The sequence below is a fragment of the Cedecea sp. FDAARGOS_727 genome (assembly GCF_012273235.1).
GTDB classification, from domain to species: Bacteria; Pseudomonadota; Gammaproteobacteria; order Enterobacterales; family Enterobacteriaceae; genus Cedecea; species Cedecea davisae.
Genome location: NZ_CP050966.1, coordinates 1128358 through 1154659, shown reverse-complemented (window position 1 = coordinate 1154659; position 26302 = coordinate 1128358). Strand labels below are relative to the sequence as shown.

The following is a 26302-nucleotide window of genomic DNA, read 5'->3' as shown; positions in this document are numbered from 1 at the left end:
TGTTAACCGGGCCATCGGCAGGATGGCCCGATAACGGAATAACTTTCAGGGAGTGAAGGGCGATGTCCCATATTAATTACAACCATCTTTATTACTTCTGGCACGTCTGCAAAGAAGGCTCGGTGGTCGGCGCTGCCGAAGCGTTGTTTCTGACGCCGCAGACCATCACCGGGCAAATTAAAGCGCTCGAAGAGCGGCTGCAGGGAAAATTGTTTCGCCGTCAGGGCAGGGGGCTGGTGCCTTCGGAGCTGGGCCAGCTGGTGTTTCGCTATGCCGACCGCATGTTCACCCTGAGCCAGGAAATGCTGGATATCGTTAACTATCGCAAAGAGGCCAATATTCTTTTCGACGTTGGCGTAGCGGATGCGCTTTCCAAGCGGCTGGTCAGCGGGGTGCTGGACGCTGCGGTGGTTGATGATGAGCAAATCCACCTGCGCTGCTTCGAGTCGACTCACGAAATGCTGCTGGAACAGCTGAGCCAGCATAAGCTGGACATGATTATTTCAGACTGCCCGATAGACTCGACCCAGCAGGAAGGGCTGTTTTCCGTCAGGCTTGGCGAATGCGGGATTAGCTTCTGGTGCAAGGGGCCGGCCCCTGAACTGCCTTTCCCGGCCTGCCTTGAAACCCGGCGCCTGCTTATTCCGGGGCGTCGCTCGATGCTGGGACGTAAGCTGCTGAACTGGATTAACATCCAGGGCCTGAAGATTGAGATCCTCGGCGAATTTGACGATGCCGCGCTGATGAAGGCATTTGGGGCGACCCATAACGCTATTTTTGTTGCGCCAACGCTCTACGCGCAGGACATCTATAGCGACGACGATATCATCGAGGTTGGGCGGATTGATAATGTGCTGGAGGAGTATCACGCGATTTTTGCCGAACGAATGATTCAGCATCCTGCGGTACAGCGAATTTGCAGCAAGGATTACTCGGCGTTGTTTAAGGTGGAGTGATTTGCGGATATAAAAAAACCGGCGTTAGCCGGTTTTTTTATCAAAGCGACAGCAAACGAGCGATTAAGCCAGTTTGTTGATTTGCGCAGTCAGATTTGCTTTATGACGCGCAGCTTTGTTTTTGTGGATCAGACCTTTGCTAGCCTGACGATCCACGATTGGTTGCATTTCGTTAAATGCTTTCTGTGCAGCAGCTTTGTCGCCAGTTTCAATCGCTGCGTATACTTTCTTGATGAAAGTACGCATCATAGAGCGACGGCTTGCGTTGTGCTTACGAGCCTTTTCAGACTGTACAGCACGTTTCTTAGCTGATTTGATATTAGCCAAGGTCCAACTCCCAAATATGATCTATGTGGACAATTCAAAGGCCGAGGAATATGCCCCGCTAGCCTTCTTTTGTCAATGGATTTGTGCAAATAAGCGCCGTTAAATTTTCGGCACCTCTTACGTTGTGATGGCGCGGATTCTACCAGCATCAGGGCCGGGAATACAGTCTTTCGCATCAAAAATCGTCGAGACAAAGCCTAAGCCTGCTCAAAGAGCGGCTCAGCGTAATGAATTCATTAAAGCTTTATGCCAAAGGCGGCAATCGCCGGTTAACCTTAATCGCTGTCCTTGATATAATCCGCCAATTTCCACTGTTTTGAGCCAGCCATGAAGCTGATACGCGGTATACATAACCTGCGCCAGAACCACCACGGGTGTGTCCTCACCATTGGTAATTTCGACGGCGTACATCGTGGCCATCAGGCGCTGTTAAAGGGCCTGTGTGAAGAGGGGCGTGCGCGCAATCTCCCGGTCATGGTGATGATTTTTGAGCCTCAACCGCTTGAACTGTTCGCCCCGGAAAAGGCCCCGGCCCGCCTGACTCGCCTGCGTGAAAAACTGCGCTATCTCGCTGGGTGCGGCGTGGACTACGTGCTGTGCGTGCGCTTCGATCGCCGTTTTGCCGCCTTGAGCGCGCAGAACTTCGTCAGCAATCTGCTGGTGGACCGTCTGGGGGTTAAATTCCTCGCGGTAGGCGATGATTTCCGCTTTGGCGCTGGTCGTCAGGGGGATTTCTTGTTATTACAGAAGGCTGGTCAGGAATACGGCTTCGACATCGCAAGTACTCAAACATTTTGCGAAGACGGGGTGCGTATTAGCAGTACCGCCGTGCGTCAGGCGCTGGCGGATGACGATTTGCAACAGGCTGAAAGCCTGCTGGGGCATCCGTTTATGATCTCCGGGCGTGTGGTACACGGCGATGAGCTGGGTCGCACTATTGGTTTCCCTACGGCGAATTTACCGCTGCGTCGTCAGGTTTCCCCGGTAAAAGGGGTGTATGCGGTTGAAGTCTCAGGCCTCGGTGATAAGCCGATAGCTGGCGTGGCTAATATTGGCACTCGCCCTACGGTGGCGGGTGTCCGCCAGCAGCTTGAAGTCCACTTATTGGACGTTGTAATGGACCTTTATGGTCGCCATATAGAAGTAGTGCTGCGTAAAAAGATACGTAATGAGCAGCGGTTTGCTTCACTCGATGAGCTGAAAGCGCAAATCGCCAGAGATGTGGTATCAGCCCGCGAATTTTTTGAGTCAAATGCCTGAAAGGCTAACCGAAATACGGAACCGAGAATCTAATGAGTGACTTTAAATCTACCCTAAATTTGCCTGAAACAGGGTTCCCGATGCGCGGCGACTTAGCCAAGCGCGAACCGGGCATGCTGGCGCGTTGGAACGATGATGACCTGTACGGCATCATTCGTAATGCGAAAAAGGGCAAAAAAACCTTCATTTTGCATGATGGCCCTCCTTATGCGAACGGTAGCATTCACATTGGTCACTCAGTTAACAAGATTCTGAAAGATATTATTATCAAGTCCAAAGGGCTGTCCGGCTTCGACTCGCCGTACGTGCCGGGCTGGGACTGCCACGGTCTGCCGATTGAACTGAAAGTAGAACAACTGATCGGTAAGCCGGGTGAGAAGGTTTCTGCCGCTGAGTTCCGTGCAGCATGCCGTAAATATGCCGCAGAGCAGGTTGATGGCCAGCGCGCTGACTTTATCCGTCTTGGCGTGCTGGGCGACTGGTCTCGCCCGTACCTGACTATGGACTTCAACACCGAAGCCAACATCATTCGTGCGCTGGGCAAAATCATCGGCAACGGCCATCTGCATAAAGGCGCGAAGCCGGTGCACTGGTGCGTTGACTGCCGTTCCGCACTGGCGGAAGCGGAAGTTGAGTATTATGACAAAACCTCGCCATCTATCGACGTGACGTTTAACGCCGTCGATAGCGATGCGGTGAAAGCGAAGTTTGGCGCGGCTGAAGTTAAAGGCCCAATCTCTCTGCTTATCTGGACCACCACGCCGTGGACCCTGCCGGCTAACCGCGCTATTTCTCTGGGCGCCGAGTTCGAATATGTGCTGGTGCAGATTGAAGGCCAGGCGCTGATCCTCGCAAAAGACCTGCTGGAAAGCGTGCTGAAACGCGCTGGCATCACTGATTATCAAATCCTCGGCACAGTCAAAGGTTCCGAGCTGGAACTGCTGCGCTTCAGGCATCCGTTTATGGGCTTCGACGTGCCTGCAATCCTCGGCGATCACGTTACGCTGGACGCGGGTACCGGTGCTGTACATACGGCGCCAGGCCACGGCCCGGACGACTACGTTATCGGCCAGAAATACGGTCTGGAAGTTGCTAACCCGGTTGGCCCGGATGGCAGCTATCTGCCGGGCACTTATGAAGGCCTCGACGGCGTTCAGGTGTTTAAAGCCAACGATCTAGTGGTTAACATCCTGCGTGATAAAGGCGCTCTGCTGCACATTGAAAAACTGCTGCACAGCTACCCGCACTGCTGGCGCCATAAAACGCCAATCATTTTCCGTGCGACCCCGCAGTGGTTCATCAGCATGGATCAGAAAGGCCTGCGCGCTCAGTCTCTGAAAGAGATCAAAGGCGTGCAGTGGATCCCGGACTGGGGCCAGGCGCGTATCGAGTCCATGGTGGCAAACCGCCCTGACTGGTGTATTTCGCGTCAGCGTACCTGGGGCGTGCCGATGTCCCTGTTTGTGCATAAAGAGACCGAAGAGCTGCACCCGCGCTCTCTGGAGCTGATGGAAGAAGTTGCTAAGCGCGTAGAGCAGGACGGCATTCAGGCGTGGTGGGATCTCGACCCGCGCGACATCATGGGCGATGACGCCGATAACTACGTCAAAGTGCCGGATACGCTGGACGTTTGGTTCGACTCCGGGTCAACCAACTCCTCCGTTGTGGATGTTCGCCCTGAATTTAACGGCCATTCTGCGGATATCTATCTGGAAGGTTCGGATCAGCATCGCGGCTGGTTCATGTCCTCTCTGATGATCTCCACGGCGATGAAAGGCAAAGCGCCTTACCGCCAGGTGCTGACCCACGGTTTCACCGTTGATGGTCAGGGCCGCAAAATGTCCAAGTCCATCGGCAACACCGTTAGCCCGCAGGACGTAATGAACAAACTCGGCGCGGATATCCTGCGCCTGTGGGTGGCGTCTACCGACTACACCGGCGAAATGGCGGTTTCTGATGAAATTCTGAAACGCTCCGCCGACGCTTATCGTCGTATCCGTAACACCGCACGTTTCCTGCTGGCTAACCTGAACGGCTTTAATCCGGAAACCGACATGGTGAAACCGGAAGAGATGGTGGTGCTGGATCGCTGGGCAGTAGGCTGCGCCCAGGAAGCCCAGGCTGATATTCTGGCTTCCTACGAAAACTACGATTTCCACGAAGTGGTTCAGCGCCTGATGCGCTTCTGCTCCGTTGAGATGGGCTCGTTCTACCTCGACATCATTAAAGACCGCCAGTACACCGCGAAGTCCGACAGCGTGGCTCGCCGCAGCTGCCAGACCGCGCTGTACCACATCTGTGAAGCGCTGGTGCGCTGGATGGCACCTATCATGTCCTTCACCGCGGATGAAATCTGGGGCTACCTGCCGGGTTCTCGCGAGAAGTACGTGTTTACCGGCGAGTGGTACGAAGGTCTGTTCGGCCTGGCGGAAAGCGAAGCGATGAACGGTGAGTTCTGGGATACGCTGCTGACCGTGCGCGGTGAAGTTAACAAGGTTATCGAGCAGGCGCGTGCCGATAAACGCATCGGCGGTTCTCTGGAAGCGGCAGTCACTCTGTTTGCCGACAGCGAGCTGGCGGCGAAGCTAAATAGCCTGAGTGATGAATTGCGATTTGTCCTGTTGACCTCCGGGGCTGCGGTTGCCGATTATGCACAGGCGGGTGAAGACGCTCAGCAGAGCGAAATCCTCAAAGGGCTGAAAGTTGCCCTGCGTAAAGCCGATGGTGAGAAGTGCCCGCGCTGCTGGCATTACACCACCGACATCGGTCAGGTTGCGGAACACGCAGAAATTTGCGGCCGCTGTGTTACCAACGTAGCCGGTGACGGCGAACAACGTAAGTTTGCCTGATGAAACCATTACTCTCTACCGGGTTGCGCTGGCTTTGGCTGGTGGTCGTGGTACTGATTGTGGATCTGGGCAGTAAATACCTGATCCTCCAGCATTTTATGCTGGGGGACACGGTGTCTCTGTTCCCGTCCCTGAATCTGCACTACGCTCGTAACTACGGGGCGGCGTTCAGCTTCCTCGCGGATAAAGGCGGCTGGCAGCGCTGGTTCTTCGCCGGTATCGCAATCGGTATCTGCGTAGCGCTGGTGTGGATGATGTACCGCGCTAAAGCGAGCCAAAAGCTGAATAACATCGCCTATGCTCTGATTATCGGCGGTGCGCTCGGCAACCTGTTTGACCGCTTATGGCACGGCTTTGTGGTCGACATGATCGATTTCTACGTTGGCGACTGGCACTTTGCCACCTTCAATCTGGCCGATACGGCAATCTGTATCGGCGCGGCGCTGATTGTGCTGGAGGGCTTCTTTGTCTCCTCCGACAAGCCCGCGAAGCAAAAAGGGTAACCCATGGCTGAGTCTGTACAGAGCAACAGCGCGGTGCTGGTGCATTTCACGCTGAAGCTTGAAGATGGCTCCACCGCGGAGTCCACCCGCGCTAACGGTAAGCCTGCGCTGTTTCGCCTTGGGGATGAAACGCTGTCTCCGGGCCTCGAAAGCGAGCTGATTGGCCTGAAAGCCGGAGAGAAAAAAGCATTCTCTCTGGCCCCGGAAGCGGCGTTTGGCATTCCAAGCCCGGATATGATCCAGTATTTCTCGCGTCGTGAATTCGTTGACGCGGGCGAGCCGGAGCCGGGCGCTATAATGTTGTTTACCGCAATGGATGGCAGCGAAATGCCTGGCGTCGTGCGCGAAGTTAACGGTGACTCGATTACCGTCGACTTCAACCATCCGCTGGCCGGGCGAACCGTTCATTTTGATATTGAAGTGCTGGAAGTCGATCCGGTGCTGGAGGCGTTGAATGCAGATCCTGTTGGCTAATCCCAGAGGCTTTTGTGCTGGGGTCGACCGCGCTATCAGCATTGTCGAAAACGCGCTGCAAATTTACGGCGCGCCAATCTATGTCCGTCACGAAGTAGTACACAACCGCTACGTGGTGGACAGCCTGCGCGAGCGCGGCGCTATTTTCATCGAGCAAATCAGCGAAGTGCCGGACGGTGCGATCCTGATTTTCTCGGCGCACGGCGTTTCTCAGGCGGTGCGTAACGAAGCCAAATGCCGCGAGCTGACGGTGTTCGATGCGACCTGCCCGTTGGTCACCAAAGTGCATATGGAAGTTGCCCGAGCCAGCCGCCGTGGCGAAGAGTCGATTTTAATCGGCCACGCAGGCCACCCGGAAGTGGAAGGCACCATGGGCCAGTACAGCAATCCGAAGGGCGGGATGTACCTGGTTGAGTCGCCGGACGATGTGCTGACGCTTGAAGTTAAAGACGAAAGCAATTTGTCGTTTATGACCCAGACTACGCTCTCGGTGGACGACACTTCCGACGTTATCGACGCGCTGCGTAAACGCTTCCCGAAAATCATCGGCCCGCGTAAAGACGATATCTGCTATGCCACCACTAACCGCCAGGAAGCGGTGCGTGCGCTGGCTAATGAAGCGGATGTGGTGCTGGTTGTGGGGTCAAAAAACTCCTCCAACTCCAACCGTCTTGCCGAACTGGCTCAGCGTATGGGAAAAGCCGCTTATCTTATCGATGACGCAGCCGATATCCAGGAAGCGTGGGTAAAAGAGGCAAACTGCGTGGGCGTAACGGCCGGGGCTTCTGCGCCGGATGTGCTGGTTCAAAACGTCATTTCACGCCTGCGTGAAATGGGCGGTAGCGAAGCCCGCGAACTCACCGGCCGCGAAGAGAATATTGTCTTTGAAGTGCCGCGAGAGCTGCGGGTTGACGTGCGTGAAGTAGAGTAACGTCGTCGATTTTTGCCAGCCTGAAAATGCCAGCCGGTGTAAACCCGCTGGTATTTTTTTTGCATATCCAGGTCATGATGTGGTTCAAACAAGATTTACCGCCGTATCGGCAGCACGAGCGGCAAGTTCCTCGCTTAAATAGTCAATCATCGCCCGCATCGGGCCTGGCATATGCTGATTGCGAGTCCACAATAGCCACAGTTCGCCAGTATAGGCGCTGATAAACTCCCATTCCGGCAGCACTTGCACTATTTCGCCATGCGCCAGCGCGTCGCGCGCGGTAAACAGCGGCAGGCTGCCGATCCCCAGATTACGTTTAACAGCATCCAGCCTCACTCCCGTATGGTTTGCCGCATAGCGCCCGTGGGTTTGAACCGTCTCCGTCTTGCCGGGGCGGTGAAACTTCCAGCGTGAATCTGCCGGAGTCTCTCCAAGGTTGATACAGCTATGCTGGCGAAGCTCCGCGGGGGTTTCAGGCGTGCCGTGCAGACGCAGGTATTCCGGGGTTGCACAAATGATGTGTGCGATGGGCATCAGCGGTTTGCCGTAAAGTCCCGGAGAGGGCGTGCCGGTAATACGCAGTGCGAGATCGACTCCGTCATCAATGAGATCCATGTAGCGGTCTTCCAGGCGCAGGCTGACATCCACCTGCGGGTAGCGGGCGAGAAATTCGGGGATCAAAGGATGAATAACAAAGTGGCCAACGGCCTTCGGCACGCTAAGGGTCAGCCTGCCCTGAACTACCGTTTGTAAGCTGCGCCCTTTATCCATCGCCTGCCGGGCCGCATCCAGCATCTCCAGCGCATGCTGATGCACCGTTTTCCCCGTATCGCTCAGCGCAAGCTTGCGCGTTGTGCGGTGCAGCAATTTACAGCCCATTTCGCGTTCAAGGCGTGAGACGCTGCGGCTGATGGCGGAGGGGGTTGCCCCCGTTACTCTTGCGGCGGCGGAAAAGCTGCCCTGCTCAACAATAACAACGAAAGTCGCCAGATCGGGAAGTAAAGTTAAATTCATTTGTGCATGCCAGGCAAAGGTGCATTGTTCTGCGAGAAGATTATCCGCATTGATAAACGCAATATACTCTTCTGACAATGAGGAGAACACAATGACTGAACGACTTTATTATACGAGTGATGTAACCGAGGGGCGCGCAAGGGTTGTTAGCTGCACGGCTGATGCCGACGGGCGTTATGTTGTTGAACTGGATAAAACGCTGTTCCATCCGCAGGGCGGCGGGCAGCCTGCGGACAAAGGCTGGATCGCTGACATCCCGGTTGAGGAGGTGGTACAGCGCGGCGACAATGTGGCGCATATCCTTTCCCAGCCGCTGGAACCCGGCGAGGTAGAAGTCCGCGTTGATGCGGCAATTCGGCAGCAGCATTCGCGCTGGCACTCCGCGGGGCATCTGGTGGGCTATGCTGGTGAAATCTCTGGCTGGCAGCCCGTTAAAGCCCACCACTGGCCAGGGGAGGGACGCATTACCTTTGCAGCTAAAGATAATGTCTCCCAACCCACGGACGCAGAGCTTCTCGAAATAATCCAGCCGTGGCTGGAGGGTGGGTTAAGCCGCTTTGTTGCATTTGAAGAAGGGCGGCGCAAAGTGTGGTTTGGCGACCTGCCTGCCTACCTTTGCGGCGGAACCCACGTTAAGACGCTGGCCGAGATTAATGGCCTCGCTATTACCGCTGTCAAAATCAAAAAAGGGCAGCTTATCGTGAATTACACGCTCGCATAAACGCCATGAGTGCACCTTTTTAGCGCGAATTCTATTACTCTTGGGGAAATAACCGGGGCAGCGGGAGCCGTTTTGCCGGGTTTGATTTAAACCTGGTAAAAGAAGGGTTTTTATGGCTGATATTGATAACTGCCGCGTCATGACAGTAAATTCTAATTATCGCTGTTTTCGGCTGGCGGCCCGACACCGGGCTGGTTAACCTGAGAACGTTTTCTACGAATTATTTAACCAAAGAGTAAAGATATGCATGATGCACAAATTCGCGTAGCCATTGCGGGAGCTGGCGGGCGCATGGGACGCCAGCTTATTCAGGCCACTTTGCAGCTGGACGGCGTGCAGCTTGGTGCCGCCCTGGAACGTCCGGGCTCTTCTCTGCTCGGCAGCGATGCGGGTGAACTGGCCGGAGTGGCAAAAACGGGCGTGCTGGTCAGCGATAGTCTGGACGCGGTAGTGAACGATTTTGATGTCTTTATCGACTTCACCCGCCCGGAAGGCACGCTTGCCCATCTGGCGTTCTGCCTCAAACACGGCAAAGGCATGGTTATCGGGACTACCGGTTTTGATGAGGCCGGTAAGCAGGCAATCCACGATGCTTCTCGCGAGATCCCTATCGTCTTCGCAGCCAATTTCAGCGTTGGCGTAAATGTGATGCTGAAGCTGCTGGAGAAGGCGGCCAAAGTGATGGGCGATTATACCGACATCGAAATTATTGAGGCCCACCACCGCCACAAAGTTGATGCTCCATCCGGCACGGCGCTGGCAATGGGCGAAGCTATTGCTCAGGCGATGGACAAAGATCTGAAGCAGTGCGCGGTTTATTCTCGCGAAGGCTATACAGGCGAACGTGTGCCTGGAACCATTGGCTTTGCTACGGTACGTGCGGGTGACATTGTGGGTGAGCACACCGCGATGTTCGCCGATATCGGAGAGCGTATTGAAATTACCCATAAGGCGTCCAGCCGGATGACTTTTGCTAATGGTGCAGTTCGTTCTGCATTATGGTTAAAGTCCAGAAAAAATGGTCTTTTTGATATGCGAGATGTTCTAGATCTCAACAGTTTGTAATTTAACTTATCCTTAGTGATGTGGTTGTTTCAATCGTAATCTATTGATTGTCAGGGCAATATTTTATTGCCCTTTTTTATTGTCTTAATTTAATGGGTTTGATTTTAATTTTAAGTTTAGATCGTTATAAAAATAACTTATCGTTCATTTTTGTGTTGTGGTGTTGTTAATTTTGACCATTTGGTCTACTTTTTTACGCTGTTACGACCACTTTCCCACTATTCATGGTCAGCAACCGATTACTTTTCCTTTGTTAGCTGGCTATTTTGACCTTCAAATCAGATCTTTTTGCTCTGAGCGCTAAAATACACAGAAAAACTTCGCGATAAGGTAGACTTTTGCCCAGCCAGTCCCTAGAATGCCGCCGTTTGCCAAAAATCCGAAAGGCAGACGCTTTTGCATTTGATTCAGGAACTGGTTTTGAATTAATATGCGAATAAGTTGAATGTTTATTCCCTGGAGGACGTTTTGATTAAGTCAGCGCTGTTGGTTCTGGAAGACGGAACCCAATTCCACGGTCGGGCCATTGGGGCATCGGGTACGGCAGTGGGTGAAGTCGTTTTCAATACCTCATTGACCGGTTATCAAGAAATCCTCACTGATCCTTCTTACTCCCGCCAAATAGTCACTCTTACTTATCCTCATATCGGTAATGTCGGCACCAATGAAGCCGATGAAGAATCCTCCCAGGTACATGCGCAAGGCCTCGTCATCCGTGACCTGCCGCTGATTGCCAGCAACTTCCGCAGCACCGAAGACCTTTCTTCTTACCTTAAGCGCCATAACATCGTGGCGATTGCCGATATTGATACCCGCAAACTGACCCGCCTGCTGCGTGAGAAAGGCGCACAGAATGGCTGCATTATTGCTGGTGATAACGTTGATGCGGCGCTGGCGCTGGAAAAGGCAAAAGCCTTCCCGGGCCTGAACGGTATGGATCTGGCAAAAGAAGTCACTACTAAAGAAGCTTACGCCTGGCAGCAGGGGAGCTGGACGCTGGAGCACGACCTGCCGGAAGCCGCAAAAGCAGAAGATTTGCCGTTCCACGTTGTGGCTTACGATTACGGCGCAAAGCGCAATATCCTGCGCATGCTGGTAGACAGAGGCTGCCGCCTGACTGTTGTTCCTGCGCAAACGCCAGCTGAAGAAGTGCTGAAGATGAATCCTGACGGTATCTTCCTTTCCAACGGTCCCGGCGACCCGGCACCGTGTGATTACGCTATCAGCGCGATTAAATCTTTCCTGGAAACCGATATTCCTGTGTTCGGCATCTGCCTCGGTCACCAACTGCTGGCGCTGGCGAGCGGCGCAAACACCGTGAAAATGAAGTTTGGTCACCACGGCGGCAACCATCCGGTAAAAGATCTGGATAAAGACTGCGTGATGATAACCGCTCAAAACCACGGTTTTGCGGTTGACGAAACCACGCTGCCTGCCAACCTGCGCGTGACCCATAAATCGCTGTTCGACGGCACCCTGCAGGGCATCCACCGCACCGATAAAGCCGCGTTCAGTTTCCAGGGGCACCCTGAAGCAAGCCCGGGGCCGCACGATGCCGCGCCGCTGTTTGACCACTTTATCGATTTGATTAAGCAATACCGTTCTACCGCCAAATAAAATCAGGAGCTAAAGAAAATGCCAAAACGTACAGATATAAAAAGCATCCTGATCCTCGGCGCTGGCCCGATTGTTATCGGCCAGGCGTGTGAGTTCGACTACTCCGGTGCTCAGGCGTGTAAAGCGCTGCGTGAAGAGGGCTACCGCGTTATCCTGGTGAACTCTAACCCGGCCACCATCATGACTGACCCTGAAATGGCCGATGCCACTTATATCGAGCCGATTCATTGGGAAGTGGTTCGCAAAATCATTGAGAAAGAGCGCCCGGACGCGGTGCTGCCTACGATGGGCGGCCAGACTGCGCTGAACTGCGCGCTGGAACTCGAGCGTCAGGGCGTGCTGGAAGAATTTGGCGTCACCATGATTGGCGCCACAGCTGATGCTATCGATAAAGCCGAAGACCGCCGTCGTTTCGACATCGCGATGAAAAAAATCGGCCTCGACACCGCTCGTTCCGGTATTGCGCACAATATGGAAGAAGCGCTGGCGGTTGCCGCCGATGTGGGCTATCCGTGCATCATCCGTCCTTCCTTTACCATGGGCGGCACCGGCGGCGGTATCGCCTATAACCGCGAAGAGTTCGAAGAGATTTGCGAACGCGGTCTGGATCTTTCCCCAACCAAAGAGCTGCTGATTGACGAGTCGCTGATTGGCTGGAAAGAGTACGAGATGGAAGTGGTTCGCGATAAAAACGACAACTGCATCATCGTCTGCTCTATCGAAAACTTAGACCCGATGGGCATCCACACCGGCGACTCCATCACCGTTGCTCCGGCTCAGACCCTGACCGACAAAGAATACCAAATCATGCGTAACGCCTCGATGGCGGTCCTGCGTGAAATCGGTGTGGAAACCGGCGGCTCCAACGTTCAGTTCTCGGTTAACCCGAAAACTGGCCGCCTGATTATCATCGAGATGAACCCGCGCGTATCCCGCTCTTCGGCGCTAGCTTCTAAAGCAACCGGCTTCCCGATTGCTAAAGTGGCGGCGAAACTGGCGGTGGGTTACACCCTCGACGAGCTGATGAATGACATCACCGGCGGCCGCACTCCGGCTTCGTTCGAGCCGTCCATCGACTACGTTGTGACTAAAATTCCTCGCTTTAACTTCGAGAAATTCGTCGGTGCTAACGACCGCCTGACCACCCAGATGAAATCCGTGGGTGAAGTGATGGCGATTGGCCGGACCCAGCAGGAGTCGCTGCAGAAAGCGCTGCGCGGTCTGGAAGTCGGCGCTACCGGTTTTGACCCGAAAGTTAACCTTGATGACCCGGAAGCGCTGACCAAAATCCGCCGCGAGCTGAAAGATGCTGGCGCGGAGCGTATCTGGTATGTGGCTGACGCCTTCCGCGCGGGTCTCTCCGTTGACGGCGTGTTCAACCTGACCAACATCGACCGCTGGTTCCTGGTGCAGATTGAAGAGCTGGTTCGCCTGGAAGAGCAGGTAGCGGAAATCGGTATTACCGGCCTGAACCACGACTTCCTGCGTATGCTGAAGCGTAAAGGCTTTGCCGATGCGCGCCTGGCTAAACTGGCTGGCGTGCGTGAAGCGGAAATCCGTAAACTGCGCGAGCAATATGGCCTCCACCCGGTCTACAAGCGCGTAGATACCTGCGCCGCTGAATTTGCTACCGACACCGCTTATATGTACTCCACATATGAAGATGAGTGCGAAGCAAACCCGAACAACGACCGTGACAAAATCATGGTGCTGGGCGGCGGGCCGAACCGTATCGGCCAGGGCATTGAGTTTGACTACTGCTGCGTACACGCCTCCCTGGCGCTGCGCGAAGATGGTTACGAAACCATCATGGTTAACTGCAACCCGGAAACCGTCTCCACCGACTACGACACTTCCGACCGCCTCTACTTCGAGCCGGTTACTTTCGAAGATGTGCTGGAAATCGTCCGCGTTGAGAAGCCAAAGGGCGTTATCGTCCAGTACGGCGGCCAGACTCCGCTGAAACTTGCGCGTGCGCTGGAAGCCGCCGGCGTACCGGTTATCGGCACCAGCCCGGATGCTATCGACCGTGCCGAAGACCGCGAGCGCTTCCAGCATGCGGTTGAGCGCCTGAAGCTGAAACAGCCAGCTAACGCCACCGTGACCGCTATTGAGCAGGCCGTTGAGAAAGCGGTTCAGATTGGTTACCCGCTGGTGGTTCGCCCTTCTTATGTCCTTGGTGGCCGCGCAATGGAAATCGTCTATGACGAGGTGGATTTACGCCGCTACTTCCAGACCGCGGTTAGCGTCTCCAACGACGCGCCGGTGCTTCTTGACCGCTTCCTTGACGATGCGGTTGAAGTGGATGTTGATGCAATCTGCGACGGCGAGACCGTGCTGATTGGCGGCATCATGGAGCATATCGAGCAGGCAGGCGTTCACTCCGGCGACTCCGCCTGTTCTCTGCCAGCCTATACGCTGAGCCAGGAAATTCAGGATGTGATGCGTCAGCAGGTACAGAAGTTAGCCTTCGAACTACAGGTGCGCGGCCTGATGAACGTGCAGTTTGCGGTGAAGGACAACGAAGTTTATCTGATTGAGGTGAACCCACGTGCGGCACGTACCGTACCGTTTGTCTCCAAGGCGACCGGCGTACCGCTGGCGAAAGTGGCCGCCCGCGTAATGACCGGCAAAACGCTGGTCGAGCAGGGTATGACCAAAGAAACTATCCCGCCGTACTACTCGGTGAAAGAAGTGGTGCTGCCGTTCAACAAATTCCCGGGCGTTGACCCGCTGTTAGGGCCTGAAATGCGCTCTACCGGGGAAGTGATGGGCGTGGGCCGTACTTTCGCAGAGGCGTTCTCTAAAGCAATGCTGGGTAGCCAGTCCACGATGCGTAAACCAGGACGCGCGCTGCTTTCGGTACGCGAAGGGGATAAAGAGCGCGTGGTAGACCTGGCCGCTAAGCTGCTTAAACAGGGCTTTGAGCTGGATGCAACCCACGGCACGGCAATCGTTTTGGGCGAAGCCGGGATTAACCCGCGCCTGGTGAACAAGGTGCATGAAGGTCGCCCTCACATTCAGGACCGTATCAAGAATGGCGAGTACACCTACATCATCAACACCACCGCTGGCCGCCAGGCGATTGAGGATTCCAAACTCATCCGCCGCAGTGCTCTGCAATACAAGGTGCATTACGACACTACCCTGAACGGCGGTTTTGCCACCGCAATGGCGCTGAATGCCGATGCGACCGAAAAAGTAATTTCGGTACAGGAAATGCACGCTCAGATTAAGGTCTGATTAAACCAGCCTAATAGAATGTTCCGAAAGTAACGCCAATGGCCTCTGAAAAGAGGCCATTTTCGATCTAATCCCAGAGCGTTAGACTACAGTTAATCAGCACACAACTGGAAATAACTAACATGCTGGGAGAACACCATGCAAAAACATATGCTATTTGCTTCACTCTTTGCCGCTGCTACTCTGATGACCGTGGCCGGCTGTTCGTCCAATCAGTCGGTTAAAACCAGCGATGGCAAAACCATCGTTACCGACGGGAAACCGCAGGTCGATAAAGATACTGGCTTGGTCTCTTACAAAAACGCTGAAACCGGTAAAACCGAGCAGATCAACCGGGATCAGGTGAAAGAGATGAGCGAGCTGGACAATTAATTCAGAAATCTCCCGCAGCACGCTCAGCAATATTGACTGTTAGCCTGTCGATTATGTGACTAAACTCACTGTCATTAAATGCAGTAGTGAAGACAGGCTAACAATGATCCTTATTATTTATGCGCATCCCTACCCCCAGCATTCGCACGCCAACCGGCAAATGATTGAGCGAGCGAAAACGTTGCCGGGGGTAGAGGTTCGCTCCCTCTACGACCTTTATCCCGATTTTAATATTGATATCGCCGCCGAACAGCAGGCGCTTAGCCGTGCCGAGTTGATTATCTGGCAGCATCCGATGCAGTGGTACAGCACGCCGCCGCTGATGAAATTGTGGATAGATAAAGTTCTGGCACATGGCTGGGCCTACGGCAAGGGTGGCAAAGCGCTACACGGTAAAGACGTGATGTGGGCCGTGACCACCGGCGGCAGCGAGAAGCATTTTGAGCTTGGGGATCACCCCGGTTTTGACGTGCTTGCTCAGCCGCTACAGGCTACCGCGCTCTATTGCGGCATGAATTGGCTGCCAAATTTCGCTATTCACTTCACCTTTGTTTGCGATGAGTTCACCCTCGCTCGCCAGGCGGATGAATATAAGCAGCGCCTGATGGACTGGCAGGAGGCTCGCCGTGGATAGCCATAGCATGATTCAGGCGCTGATTTATCTGGGGTCAGCGGCGCTTATTGTTCCGATTGCGGTTCGCCTCGGTCTTGGCTCCGTGCTCGGGTATCTGATCGCCGGTTGTATTATCGGCCCCTGGGGATTACGGCTGGTAACGGATGCGGAAAGCATTCTGCATTTTGCCGAAATTGGCGTCGTGCTGATGCTGTTTGTCATTGGCCTGGAGCTGGATCCTCAACGATTGTGGACGCTACGTGCTTCGGTGTTTGGCGGCGGCTTTTTACAAATGGCGGCCTGCGGTCTGGCACTTGGCGCATTCTGTATAGTGATGGGGCTGGACTGGAAGATTGCGGTATTGATAGGCCTGACGCTTGCGCTCTCTTCCACCGCTATTGCCATGCAGGCGATGAACGAACGTAACCTGACCGTTACGCCGATGGGGCGTAGCGCGTTTGCGGTGCTGTTGTTCCAGGATATCGCCGCGATCCCGCTGGTAGCGATGATCCCGCTGCTGGCCAGCAGCGGCGGCACGATGACCTTCGCCGCTTTTTCTATTTCTGCCCTTAAGGTTGTGGCCGCGCTGGCGCTGGTGGTGCTTTTGGGCCGCTACGTCACTCGTCCGGCGCTGCGTTTTGTCGCTCGATCCGGGCTACGTGAAGTGTTCAGTGCCGTTGCGCTATTCCTGGTCTTCGGCTTCGGCCTGCTGCTTGAAGAAGCCGGGCTGTCGATGGCGATGGGGGCGTTTCTTGCGGGTGTCCTGCTGGCCAGCTCCGAATACCGTCACGCGCTTGAAAGCGATATCGAACCGTTTAAGGGCCTGCTGCTTGGGCTGTTCTTTATCGGCGTAGGGATGTCTATCGACTTCGGCACTTTGCTGGAAGATCCGTTGCGCATTCTGGCTCTGCTGGTCGGTTTCCTGGCGATTAAAATGCTGATGCTTTGGCTGGTGGCTAAGCCGCTGAAGGTTCCACGCAGGCAGCGCCGCTGGTTTGCCGTACTGCTCGGGCAGGGAAGTGAGTTCGCCTTTGTTATCTTCGGCGCGGCGCATATGGCGCAGGTGCTGGACGACAGCTGGGCGAAGTCGCTCACTCTTGCGGTTGCCCTGTCGATGGCGGCAACGCCTCTGCTGCTGGTTTTGCTGAACCGGCTAGAGAAGACGGGAAACGAGCAGGCGGGAGAGGCCGACGAAATTGATGAAGAGCAGCCGAGGGTGATTATTGCCGGTTTCGGTCGCTTCGGGCAGATAGCAGGCCGTTTATTACTGACCAGTGGGGTTAATGTCGTCATCCTGGATCACGATCCAGACCACATTGAAACGCTGCGTAAATTTGGCACTAAAGTGTTTTATGGCGATGCTACTCGTGTTGATTTACTGGAGTCTGCCGGAGCGGCTGGAGCCGAGGTGCTGATTAACGCCATCGACGATCCTGAGGCGAATATGCAGCTTACCGAGTTGGCGAAGGAACATTTTCCACACCTGCAAATCCTTGCTCGTGCTCGCGACATTAATCACTACATCCGCCTGCGTCAGGCTGGCGTTGAGCAGCCGGAACGTGAAACGTTTGAAAGCTCTCTGAAGATTGGGCGACGCGCACTGGAAGGTTTAGGCGTAGGAAAGTACGAGGCAAGAGAAAGGGCCGATCACTTCCGTCGCTTCAACCTGCAAATGCTGGAAGAAATGGTGCCGACTGACGATATGTCGGCCGACAGGGCCGACGTGTTCAAACGCAATAGTGCCATGCTTACCGAGGTCATCAACGAAGATCGGGCGCATTTGAATGTGATCCAGCGCCACGGCTGGCAGGGGACGGAAGAGGGGCTGCATAGCGGCAAACTGGCGGATGAACCCCCGGCCAAACCGGCAGAGTAATATTGCTGAAAAATATTTACTTTCCCTGTAAAGAAAGGGGGTTCATGCTAACCCCTTGTTCCATATCCTGCTGTTGAAAACGGCGGCGTGTCTGGCCCAGCAGAATAAAAAAAATTCTCGTTACCGGCCACGCCCCCTGTCGACGAAAGATTGCGCTTTCCGTATAGTGGCGGCAATTTTTTTGCTTACCCTTAGGTTATATAAATGATCAGTCTCATTGCTGCTTTAGCGGTAGATCGTGTTATCGGCATGGAAAACGCCATGCCCTGGGATTTACCTGCCGACCTGGCCTGGTTTAAACGCAATACGTTAAACAAGCCGGTTGTTATGGGGCGCCTGACCTGGGAGTCTATCGGTCGTCCACTTCCTGGCCGTAAAAACATTGTTATCAGCAGCAAGCCAGGTAACGATGAGCGCGTTGAGTGGGTGACTTCGATAGAAGAGGCGATTAAAGCCTGCGGTGACGCTGAAGAGATTATGGTGATTGGCGGCGGGCGCGTTTACGAACAATTCCTGCCAAAAGCACAGCGCCTGTATCTGACCCATATTGATGCAGAAGTTGAAGGCGATACTCACTTCCCGGACTACAGCCCGGACGAGTGGCAGTCTACCTTTAGCGAGTTCCACGATGCCGATGAAAATAACTCGCACGGCTACTGCTTCGAAATTCTGGAACGCCGCTAGAACTTAGCCCTCTCCCACTGGGGGAGGGCTGATTATTAAGAGGCGACGGCCGCCTGGCCTTCATCCCCTTCCTGCTGGCGGTTTGAAGGCTGCACGAACCAGGCTTTATCTTCCCAGCGCAGGCAGGTGAGATCCCCTCCCCAGCAGCAGCCCGTATCCAGGGCATAAATCCCTTCCGGTGTGCCTTTACCTTCCAGCGATGCCCAGTGGCCAAACGCAACGGAATATTCAGCCGTAACAGGACCCGGGATAGCAAACCAGGGTTTCAGCGGAGAAGGTGCTTTCTCCGGCGTATCTTTGCAGTACATATCCAACTGCCCGTTCGGGAAGCAGTAGCGCATGCGGGTGAGCGAGTTGGTGATAAAACGCAGACGAGCGAGACCGGTAAGTGAGTCGGACCAGTTATTTGGCATATCGCCATACATGGCGTCGAGGAACAGCGGATAGCTGTCGCTCGAGAGCACGGCCTCCACGTCGCGAGCACAGGCCAAAGCGGTGCTGATGTCCCATTGCGGCGTAATACCCGCGTGGGCCATCACCAGCTTTTTGTCTTCATCCACCTGGATTAGCGGCTGGCGACGCAGCCAGTTGAGCAACTCGTCCGCATCCGGCGCTTCCAGTAACGGAGTCACGCGATCTTTGGGTTTATTACGGCTGATGCCGGCAAAAACCGCCAGCAGATGGAGATCGTGATTGCCCAGCACCTGGCGCACGCTGTCGCCGAGGCTGCGGACATAGCGCAGGACTTCCAGCGAAGCAGGGCCACGTGCGACCAGGTCCCCGGTCAGCCATAACGTATCTTCTTCAGGTTTGAAATTAACCTGCTGTAGCAATGCGACCAGTTCATCGTAGCAGCCGTGAACGTCGCCTATCAGATATGTAGACATTGTATCAGTGAATGAATGTTGGGATGGCTAAACGGAAAACGGGAATTTCGACCCGGAAGGCCTCACCCTGAGCATCAACCATTTCATAATGGCCCTGCATGGTGCCGAGCGGCGTTTCGATAACCGCTCCGCTGGTGTACTGGTAGTCATTGCCCGGCTCAATCAGCGGTTGCTCGCCGACCACGCCTTCGCCCTGTACTTCGGTTTCCCGACCGTTACCGTTGGTGATAAGCCAGTAACGGCCGAGTAGCTGAACCGGCGTTCGCCCCACATTACGAATAGTGACGGTATAGGCAAACACGAAACGCTCGTCTTCCGGAGAAGACTGCGACTCAATATAAATGCTTTGTACCTGAACACATACGCGGGGCGAATCAAGCATGGTTTAGCTCTCCGACGGCTGCTGAGGGTTGTCAGCCAGATAGTTTGCAAGCTTGCAATATTGAGCAACGGAAATATTTTCCGCACGCAGCGTCGCATCAATTCCCAACTCCGCCATGACCTCCGGGCTAAACAGATGGCCCAGGCTGTTGCGAATGGTTTTACGACGCTTGTTAAACGCCTCTGTCGTGATGCGGCTCAGAACACGCAGCTCTTTTACCGGGTGCGGTAAAGTTGCATGAGGGACCAGGCGCACTACGGCTGAGTCTACTTTTGGCGCCGGGGTGAACGCCGTAGGCGGCACTTCCAGCACCGGGATAACGTTGCAGTAATACTGCGCCATCACCGACAGGCGGCCATACGCTTTGCTGTTTGGCCCGGCGACCAGGCGGTTAACCACCTCTTTTTGCAGCATGAAGTGCATGTCTGCAATAGCATCAGTATAGGTAAAAAGATGGAACATCAGCGGCGTAGAGATGTTATACGGCAGGTTGCCGAAGACGCGCAACGGCTGGCCGATTTCCTGCGAAAGCGCACCGAAGTCCATTGTCATCGCATCCTGCTGATAAATCGTCAGCTTAGGAGCAAGGAACGGATGCGTCTGCAAACGGGCGGCGAGATCGCGGTCCAGTTCGATAACGGTCATTTTATCCATGCGCTCACCCACCGGCTCGGTTAATGCACCGAGGCCTGGCCCGATTTCGACCATTGCCTGGCCGGGCTGTGGGTTGATAGCGGAGACAATACTGTCGATAACGAACTGATCATTAAGGAAGTTTTGTCCAAAACGTTTGCGGGCAAGATGGCCCTGGTGGACTCGAGTATTCATTGACTATTAGTAATCATTTTGATGGCGAGATTAAGCGCCGTAATAAAACTGCCGACTTCGGCTTTACCCTGGCCTGCAAGTTCAAGCGCAGTGCCGTGGTCAACCGAAGTGCGGATAAAAGGTAATCCCAGCGTGATATTTACCGCTCGGCCGAAGCCCTGGTATTTCAACACCGGCAGCCCCTGATCGTGGTACATCGCCAGCACAGCATCGGCGTGGTCGAGGTATTTGGGCTGGAATAGCGTATCTGCCGGTAACGGGCCAGAAAGGTGCATTCCCAAAGCTCGCATCTCATTTAACACCGGAATAATGGTGTCTATCTCTTCGGTGCCCATATGGCCACCTTCCCCGGCGTGCGGGTTGAGACCACAGACCAGAACGTGCGGCTGCGGGATACCAAATTTGGTTTGCAGGTCATGATACAGGATGGTGACTATCTGGCGTAGTAAATCTGGCGTAATGGCGTCAGAAATCGCTTTCAGCGGCAGGTGGGTGGTGGCCAGCGCAACGCGCAGCTCCTCCGTTGCCAGCATCATCACGACTTTTTCGCTGTGGGAGCGTTCTTCAAAGAATTCGGTATGGCCGATAAAAGGAATACCGGCATCGTTGATTATGCCTTTGTGTACCGGGCCGGTTATCAGCGCGGCAAACTCCCCGCTCATACAGCCGTCGCAGGCGCGAGCCAGCGTCTCGACCACATAGGCGCTGTTACGCACGTCGAGCTGCCCTGGAACCACCGGCGCGCGGAGTTCAACGGGTAACACGGTGAGCGTACCGGCAGCCTGCGGTATAGCGGGTGCACCGGCTTGCAAAGGCATTAAGGTAAGGGGAAGGCCGAGCAGAGCGGCGCGATCGAGTAAAAGATCCGGGGAAGCGCAGACGACCAGTTCAACGGGCCAGTCGCGTTGCGCCAACGCGACGACCAGGTCGGGACCAATCCCGGCGGGTTCGCCGGGAGTGATGGTCACACGAGAAATGTTAGCCATTGCTGCCTATGATTTTCACGTAAGCGCTGGCACGCTGTTCCTGCATCCAGGTTTGCGCTTCTTCAGAGAACTTGCGGTTGAACAGCATGCGGTAAGCACGGTCTTTCTGTGCGGCATCGGTTCTGTCCACTTTGCGGGTATCCAGCAGTTCAATCAGGTGCCAGCCAAAGGAAGAGTGCACCGGAGCGCTCATCTGGCCTTTATTCAGCTTCTGCAGGGCATCGCGGAAGGCAGGATCGTAGATATCCGTTGCCGCCCAGCCCAGGTCACCGCCCTGGTTCGCAGAGCCAGGATCGTCGGAGAACTCTTTTGCCGCAGCGGCAAAAGTGGTTTTTCCGCTCTTAATATCGGCGGCAATCTGCTCCAGCTTCTGACGCGCCTGGGCATCGTTCATGATAGGCGAGGTTTTCAGCAGGATATGGCGAGCATGAACTTCCGTAACCGAAATATTCTGGCTCTGGCCGCGCAGATCGTTAACTTTCAGGATGTGGAAGCCAACGCCGGAACGAATTGGGCCGATGATATCGCCTTTTTTCGCGGTGCTTAATGCCTGCGCGAAGATAGAAGGCAGCTCCTGGATACGGCCCCAGCCCATCTGGCCGCCTTTCAGCGCCTGCTGATCGGCAGAATAGCTGATGGCAAGCTTGCCGAAGTCGGCGCCGCCGCGAGCCTGTTCAACTACGTTACGCGCCTGTTTTTCCGCATCGTCAACCTGAGCAGAGCTTGGGTTTTCCGGCAGAGCAATCAGGATGTGGCTGAGGTTCAGCTCGGTGCTGCTGTCGTTCTGGTTGCCAACCTGCTGGGAAAGAGAGTCCACTTCCTGAGGCAGGATAGTTACGCGGCGGCGAACTTCGTTATTACGCACTTCCGAAATCGTCATCTCTTTACGAATCTGGCTGCGATAAGTGTTGTAGTTCACGCCGTCATAGGCCAGACGACTGCGCATCTGATCCATGGTCATATTGTTCTGTTTGGCGATGTTGGCGATAGCCTGATCGAGCTCATCGTCGGTAATCTTGACGCCCATTTTCTGGCCCATCTGCAGGATGATTTGGTCCATAATCAGGCGTTCAAGAATTTGGTGACGCAGGGTAGCATCGTCAGGAAGCTGCTGGCCCGCATCCCGTGAATTCATTTTCACCGACTGCATTAAGCCATCAACATCACTTTCAAGGACTACGCCGTTATTGACTACGGCGGCTACTTTGTCGACAACCTGTGGGGCAGCAAAAGCCGTGTTTGCCACCAGTGCGACACCAAGAAGCAGCGTTCTCCAGTTCTTCATACTTTTTCCATTTTACTTAGCCGCAAAGCGGATTATTTAGAGTATTCGTCAAAGTGAATTACATCGAGCTTTGGTACGGCAGAATGTTAGAACGCAGCATCTGCGGGATACCCAGGCCATAGTTGGAGCTAAGGCCGCGTAGCTCGATGTTAAAGCCGATTACGTTATCGTATTTGCTTTGGTTATTTTCCCAGCCGTTGATTTTACGTTCGACACCAACACGAATTGCATAGCAACAAGAGCTGTACTGGACGGCAAACATAGAGTCAGCGGACTGTCTGGCATTGGTATCATAGTAGTAAGCCCCGACTACCGACCAGCGATCGACTATCGGCCAGCTGGCTACCATACCTACCTGCGAGATCCCTTCTTTATATTGCTCGGCATAAGAATATGCTGGCAACGTCGCCTGAATATACTCCGGGCTGGCATAACGATAGGTTAACTGCGCCATGCGATCTGAATCGCGACGATACTCAATCGCGCCGCTGCCGGTTGCTACGTTGCCCAGGCGCGCGTCATACTGCACGCCGCCGCGCAGGCCCCAGCGATCCGTCATACGCCAGTAGGTGTCACCGGCCCAGAGCATTGAGCCGGTGCTTTTATCTTTCTCCCAGTTGATGTTGTCATCTCCGGTACGGGACTGGGTGAAATAGTAGATTTGACCAGCGGAAATATTAAAACGTTCAACCGAAGCATCATCATAAACGCGAGAAGTGACGCCGGTAGTCATTTGGTTGGCGGAAGCAATACGGTCCAGGCCGCCGTAGGTACGGTCCCTGAATAGCCCGCTGTAGTCCGACTGTAACAGCGAGGAGTCGTAGTTATTGATGTTGCTCTGGTTGCGGTAAGGCACGTACAGATACTGGGCACGCGGCTCCAGGGTCTGAGTCCAGCCGGCTACGGAGTCCATATCGCGGTCGAAGATCAGCTTGCCGTCCATTTTAAACTGCGGCAGCGTGCGGTTGACGGAACTCTCCAGCGTACTGGCTGAGTTAATCTTTTCTTTGTACTTGTCGAGATTGCCCTGCTGATAATGGGTCATCATCAGCTTGGTTTCGGTATTCAGGCTTGCCCAGCCGTTCGACAGCGGCAGGCTGATAACCGGCTCCAGGTGCAGACGCGTGGCGTCCGGCATATTGTCATTCACGTTGGTGAATTTAACCGCCTGGCCATAAATACGGGTATCAAATGGGCCCACATCGTTCTGGTAGAAGTTAACGTCCAGCTGCGGCTCTGCGCGGTAAGAGCTGGTACCCGCCCCAAGCTGATTAGCAAAGACCTGGAACTGTTTGGCGGACAATGTTGCGTCAAAATTCTGGTTAGCGTATCCGACGCTGAATTTTTGCGTCGCGTAGCCGTCGGTGCTGGAGCCGTACTTAGAACTAAAGTCGTTAAAGTAGCGGGAGTCGCTGACTTTTGTATAGTCAACGTTGAAACGCCATACCTGATCCATCACCCCGCTGTGGTTCCAGTAGAACAGCCAGCGGCGGTCTTTTTCCCCTGAAGCAACGCCAGGTTCGTTTTTGTATTCATCGTCTGACGGCAGGTAATCAAACTCCATCAAGCCTGTACCCGCCTGGGTCAGATAGCGGAACTCATTCTGCCATTGAATGCCGCCGCGTTTGTCTATGTAGTGCGGCGTAATGGTGGCATCGAAGTTAGGCGCAATGTTCCAGTAGTACGGCAGTGCGAACTCGATGCCGTTGTTGGTACTGTATTTAGCGCTTGGGATCAGGAAGCCTGAGCGGCGTTTGTCGCCAATCGGCAACTGCAGGTAAGGGCTATAAAAGACCGGCACCGGGCCGAGCTTAAAGCGGGCGTTCCAGATCTCGGCGACTTCTTCCTGACGGTCCTGAATAACTTCGCTTCCGACCACGCTCCAGGTATTGGAGCCGGGCAGACAGGAGGTAAATGTCCCGTTCTCGAGGATGGTGTAGCGGTTATCGCCGCGCTGCTTCATCAGGTCCGCAGTTCCGCGGCCCTGACGACCTACCATCTGGTAATCACCGCTCCAGACGTTAGTATCTTTGGTATTTAAATTCGACCACGCTTTCGGACCTTTCAGGATGACCTGATTATCGTCGTAATGCACATTACCCAGGGCATCGACGGTGCGTACCGGGTCCGGCTGGCCTTCAACCTGCTTCTGATGCAGCTGGACTTCGTCAGACTGCAGACGGCTATTCCCCTGCTGAATGTCAACATTGCCGGTAAATACGGCATTATCCGGGTAATTTCCTTTGGCATGATCGGCCTGGATAGTTACCGGAAGGTTGTTGCCATCGCCCTGAACCAAAGGACGGTTGTAGCTTGGGATACCCAGCATACATTGCGAGGCAAGGTCGGCAGCCATACCTTGTTGGCTATAAAGCGCTGAGCCAATCAGGGTGGCCAGCAAGGTGGGAATACGTTTTTTCATACGTGTTATTTGTTGTTCCGTCATCAGGGTATAGCGAAGGCAAACGGTCAGAGACTAACGTACTCATCACCACAGCGCTAGTGTTAATCCAGCCCGTTCAGCAGGATGCCGTTAGGCACCGCTATCAATGGCGGGTATGATAAAGCAAATTCTAGACGACGGCATGACGATTTGGGGAGTATATGCGGTATTGGGGAAAAGTAGTGGGTGTTGCTTTGGGGTTAATCTCGGGCGGCGGCTTCTGGGGTGTGGTGATTGGGTTTCTTATCGGCCATATGTTCGATAAGGCGCGCAGCCGCCGTGGCGCCTGGTTTGCCAACCAGCAGCAGCGTCAGGCGCTGTTTTTTTCTACCACTTTTGAAGTGATGGGGCATCTCACCAAATCGAAAGGCAGAGTAACCGAGGCGGATATCCAAATCGCTTCTTTACTTATGGACCGCATGCAGCTCCACGGTGAAGCGCGCGCTGCGGCGCAAAGAGCCTTCCGGGACGGTAAAGAGAACGGCTACCCGCTGCGTGAAAAAATGCGTCAGATGCGCACCGTGTGTTTTGGCCGCTCCGATCTTATTCGGATGTTTCTGGAAATCCAAATCCAGGCGGCGTTCGCCGACGGTTCATTGCATCCGAATGAGCGGCAGGTGCTGTATGTCATTGCCGAAGAGTTGGGGATTTCTCGCGGCCAGTTTGACCAGTTCCTGCGCATGATGGAGGGCGGCCAGCAGTTTGGCGGCGGGCAGTATCAGCAGCAGTCACAGGGCGGCTTCTCTCAGCAGCAGCGAGGCCCAACGCTTGAGGACGCCTGCAATGTGCTGGGGGTGAAAAGCTCCGATGAGCCGACGGTCATCAAGCGTGCCTACCGTAAGCTGATGAGCGAGCATCATCCGGATAAATTGGTGGCAAAAGGGTTACCGCCGGAAATGATGCAGATGGCGAAGCAGAAAGCGCAGGAAATTCAGGGTGCTTACGACCTGATTAAAACGACGAAAGGGTTCAAGTAGAAAAAAGCC

The 26302-nt window shown here is 54.5% G+C and carries 23 protein-coding genes; 15 read left to right on the top strand and 8 right to left on the bottom strand.

The genetic code is table 11. The annotated features are described in order from the left end of the window. Positions 1-62 precede the first annotated feature (62 nt). A complete protein-coding gene (nhaR, locus tag FOC35_RS05525; protein WP_016534825.1) occupies positions 63-956 on the top strand; it encodes a transcriptional activator NhaR in 894 nt (297 codons plus the stop codon). Between the two features lie 63 nt (positions 957-1019). Here nhaR and rpsT read toward each other — a convergent pair whose 3' ends face one another. Then, positions 1020-1283, bottom strand: coding sequence for a 30S ribosomal protein S20 (rpsT, locus tag FOC35_RS05520; RefSeq protein WP_039897887.1), 264 nt, complete (start codon positions 1281-1283; stop codon positions 1020-1022). A 327-nt stretch (positions 1284-1610) separates the two neighbouring features. On the opposite strand from rpsT, the gene ribF reads away from it, so the two are divergent. Genes ribF through ispH form a run of 5 tightly spaced genes read left to right on the top strand, consistent with a single transcriptional unit; the run spans position 1611 to position 7300 of the window. Continuing rightward, positions 1611-2543 carry a bifunctional riboflavin kinase/FAD synthetase gene (gene ribF, locus FOC35_RS05510; protein ID WP_016534828.1) on the top strand — a complete coding sequence of 311 codons (933 nt, stop codon included), beginning with the start codon at positions 1611-1613 and terminating at the stop codon, positions 2541-2543. Positions 2544-2575: 32 nt separating this feature from the next. Further along, positions 2576-5392 (top strand): isoleucine--tRNA ligase, encoded by a 2817-nt coding sequence (gene ileS / locus FOC35_RS05505; protein ID WP_172568381.1) that lies wholly within the window; start codon positions 2576-2578, stop codon positions 5390-5392. Next, complete coding sequence (lspA, locus tag FOC35_RS05500) at positions 5389-5895, top strand: signal peptidase II (protein ID WP_039897888.1); 507 nt, start codon at positions 5389-5391, stop codon at positions 5893-5895. The genes ileS and lspA overlap by 4 nt, the downstream gene beginning before the upstream one ends. A 3-nt stretch (positions 5896-5898) precedes the next feature. Next, a complete protein-coding gene (gene fkpB, locus FOC35_RS05495) occupies positions 5899-6369 on the top strand; it encodes an FKBP-type peptidyl-prolyl cis-trans isomerase (protein ID WP_016534831.1) in 471 nt (156 codons plus the stop codon). Then, on the top strand, positions 6350-7300 hold the full coding sequence (ispH, locus tag FOC35_RS05490; protein ID WP_172568380.1) for a 4-hydroxy-3-methylbut-2-enyl diphosphate reductase: 951 nt from the start codon (positions 6350-6352) through the stop codon (positions 7298-7300). Before fkpB ends, ispH begins: the two co-directional genes overlap by 20 nt. Before the next feature lie 84 nt (positions 7301-7384). Here the strand turns inward: ispH and FOC35_RS05485 are convergent, their stop codons facing one another. Further along, positions 7385-8314, bottom strand: a complete 930-nt coding sequence (locus FOC35_RS05485) for a LysR family transcriptional regulator (RefSeq protein ID WP_172568379.1) — start codon at positions 8312-8314, stop codon at positions 7385-7387. 91 nt (positions 8315-8405) lie between these two features. Here FOC35_RS05485 and FOC35_RS05480 point away from each other — a divergent pair, with 91 nt between their 5' ends. From FOC35_RS05480 to folA, 8 genes are all read left to right on the top strand, one after another. After that, the gene (locus tag FOC35_RS05480) at positions 8406-9035 is read left to right on the top strand and encodes an alanyl-tRNA editing protein (protein WP_172568378.1); all 630 of its coding nucleotides are present in this window, start codon (positions 8406-8408) and stop codon (positions 9033-9035) included. 243 nt (positions 9036-9278) lie between these two features. Further along, positions 9279-10100, top strand: coding sequence for a 4-hydroxy-tetrahydrodipicolinate reductase (gene dapB / locus FOC35_RS05475; protein ID WP_172568377.1), 822 nt, complete (start codon positions 9279-9281; stop codon positions 10098-10100). A 468-nt stretch (positions 10101-10568) separates the two neighbouring features. Beyond that, positions 10569-11717, top strand: coding sequence for a glutamine-hydrolyzing carbamoyl-phosphate synthase small subunit (gene carA, locus FOC35_RS05470; protein ID WP_039899097.1), 1149 nt, complete (start codon positions 10569-10571; stop codon positions 11715-11717). An 18-nt stretch (positions 11718-11735) separates the two neighbouring features. Next, positions 11736-14960: a carbamoyl-phosphate synthase large subunit gene (carB, locus tag FOC35_RS05465; RefSeq protein ID WP_172568376.1), complete on the top strand. Its 3225-nt coding sequence runs from the start codon at positions 11736-11738 to the stop codon at positions 14958-14960. Positions 14961-15098: 138 nt separating this feature from the next. Further along, positions 15099-15332: a YgdI/YgdR family lipoprotein gene (locus tag FOC35_RS05460; RefSeq protein ID WP_016534852.1), complete on the top strand. Its 234-nt coding sequence runs from the start codon at positions 15099-15101 to the stop codon at positions 15330-15332. Between the two features lie 73 nt (positions 15333-15405). Beyond that, complete coding sequence (gene kefF, locus FOC35_RS05455) at positions 15406-15966, top strand: glutathione-regulated potassium-efflux system oxidoreductase KefF (RefSeq protein WP_342341888.1); 561 nt, start codon at positions 15406-15408, stop codon at positions 15964-15966. Next, the gene (gene kefC / locus FOC35_RS05450) at positions 15959-17821 is read left to right on the top strand and encodes a glutathione-regulated potassium-efflux system protein KefC (protein WP_172568375.1); all 1863 of its coding nucleotides are present in this window, start codon (positions 15959-15961) and stop codon (positions 17819-17821) included. Before kefF ends, kefC begins: the two co-directional genes overlap by 8 nt. A gap of 204 nt (positions 17822-18025) precedes the next feature. Then, complete coding sequence (gene folA / locus FOC35_RS05445) at positions 18026-18505, top strand: type 3 dihydrofolate reductase (protein ID WP_172568374.1); 480 nt, start codon at positions 18026-18028, stop codon at positions 18503-18505. Positions 18506-18540: 35 nt separating this feature from the next. On the opposite strand, the gene apaH is transcribed toward folA, so the two are convergent. Genes apaH through lptD form a run of 6 tightly spaced genes read right to left on the bottom strand, consistent with a single transcriptional unit; the run spans position 18541 to position 25295 of the window. After that, positions 18541-19392, bottom strand: coding sequence for a bis(5'-nucleosyl)-tetraphosphatase (symmetrical) ApaH (gene apaH, locus FOC35_RS05440; RefSeq protein WP_172568373.1), 852 nt, complete (start codon positions 19390-19392; stop codon positions 18541-18543). Positions 19393-19396: 4 nt separating this feature from the next. After that, positions 19397-19774: a Co2+/Mg2+ efflux protein ApaG gene (gene apaG, locus FOC35_RS05435; RefSeq protein WP_016534858.1), complete on the bottom strand. Its 378-nt coding sequence runs from the start codon at positions 19772-19774 to the stop codon at positions 19397-19399. A gap of 3 nt (positions 19775-19777) precedes the next feature. Continuing rightward, positions 19778-20602 carry a 16S rRNA (adenine(1518)-N(6)/adenine(1519)-N(6))-dimethyltransferase RsmA gene (gene rsmA, locus FOC35_RS05430; RefSeq protein ID WP_016534859.1) on the bottom strand — a complete coding sequence of 275 codons (825 nt, stop codon included), beginning with the start codon at positions 20600-20602 and terminating at the stop codon, positions 19778-19780. Beyond that, positions 20599-21588, bottom strand: coding sequence for a 4-hydroxythreonine-4-phosphate dehydrogenase PdxA (gene pdxA, locus FOC35_RS05425; protein ID WP_172568372.1), 990 nt, complete (start codon positions 21586-21588; stop codon positions 20599-20601). The genes rsmA and pdxA overlap by 4 nt, the downstream gene beginning before the upstream one ends. Next, a complete protein-coding gene (gene surA, locus FOC35_RS05420) occupies positions 21581-22873 on the bottom strand; it encodes a peptidylprolyl isomerase SurA (RefSeq protein WP_016534861.1) in 1293 nt (430 codons plus the stop codon). Before surA ends, pdxA begins: the two co-directional genes overlap by 8 nt. Before the next feature lie 58 nt (positions 22874-22931). Beyond that, complete coding sequence (lptD, locus tag FOC35_RS05415) at positions 22932-25295, bottom strand: LPS assembly protein LptD (protein ID WP_172568371.1); 2364 nt, start codon at positions 25293-25295, stop codon at positions 22932-22934. Between the two features lie 182 nt (positions 25296-25477). On the opposite strand from lptD, the gene djlA reads away from it, so the two are divergent. Further along, positions 25478-26293 (top strand): co-chaperone DjlA, encoded by an 816-nt coding sequence (djlA, locus tag FOC35_RS05410; RefSeq protein WP_016534863.1) that lies wholly within the window; start codon positions 25478-25480, stop codon positions 26291-26293. The last annotated feature ends 9 nt before the right edge of the window (positions 26294-26302 follow it).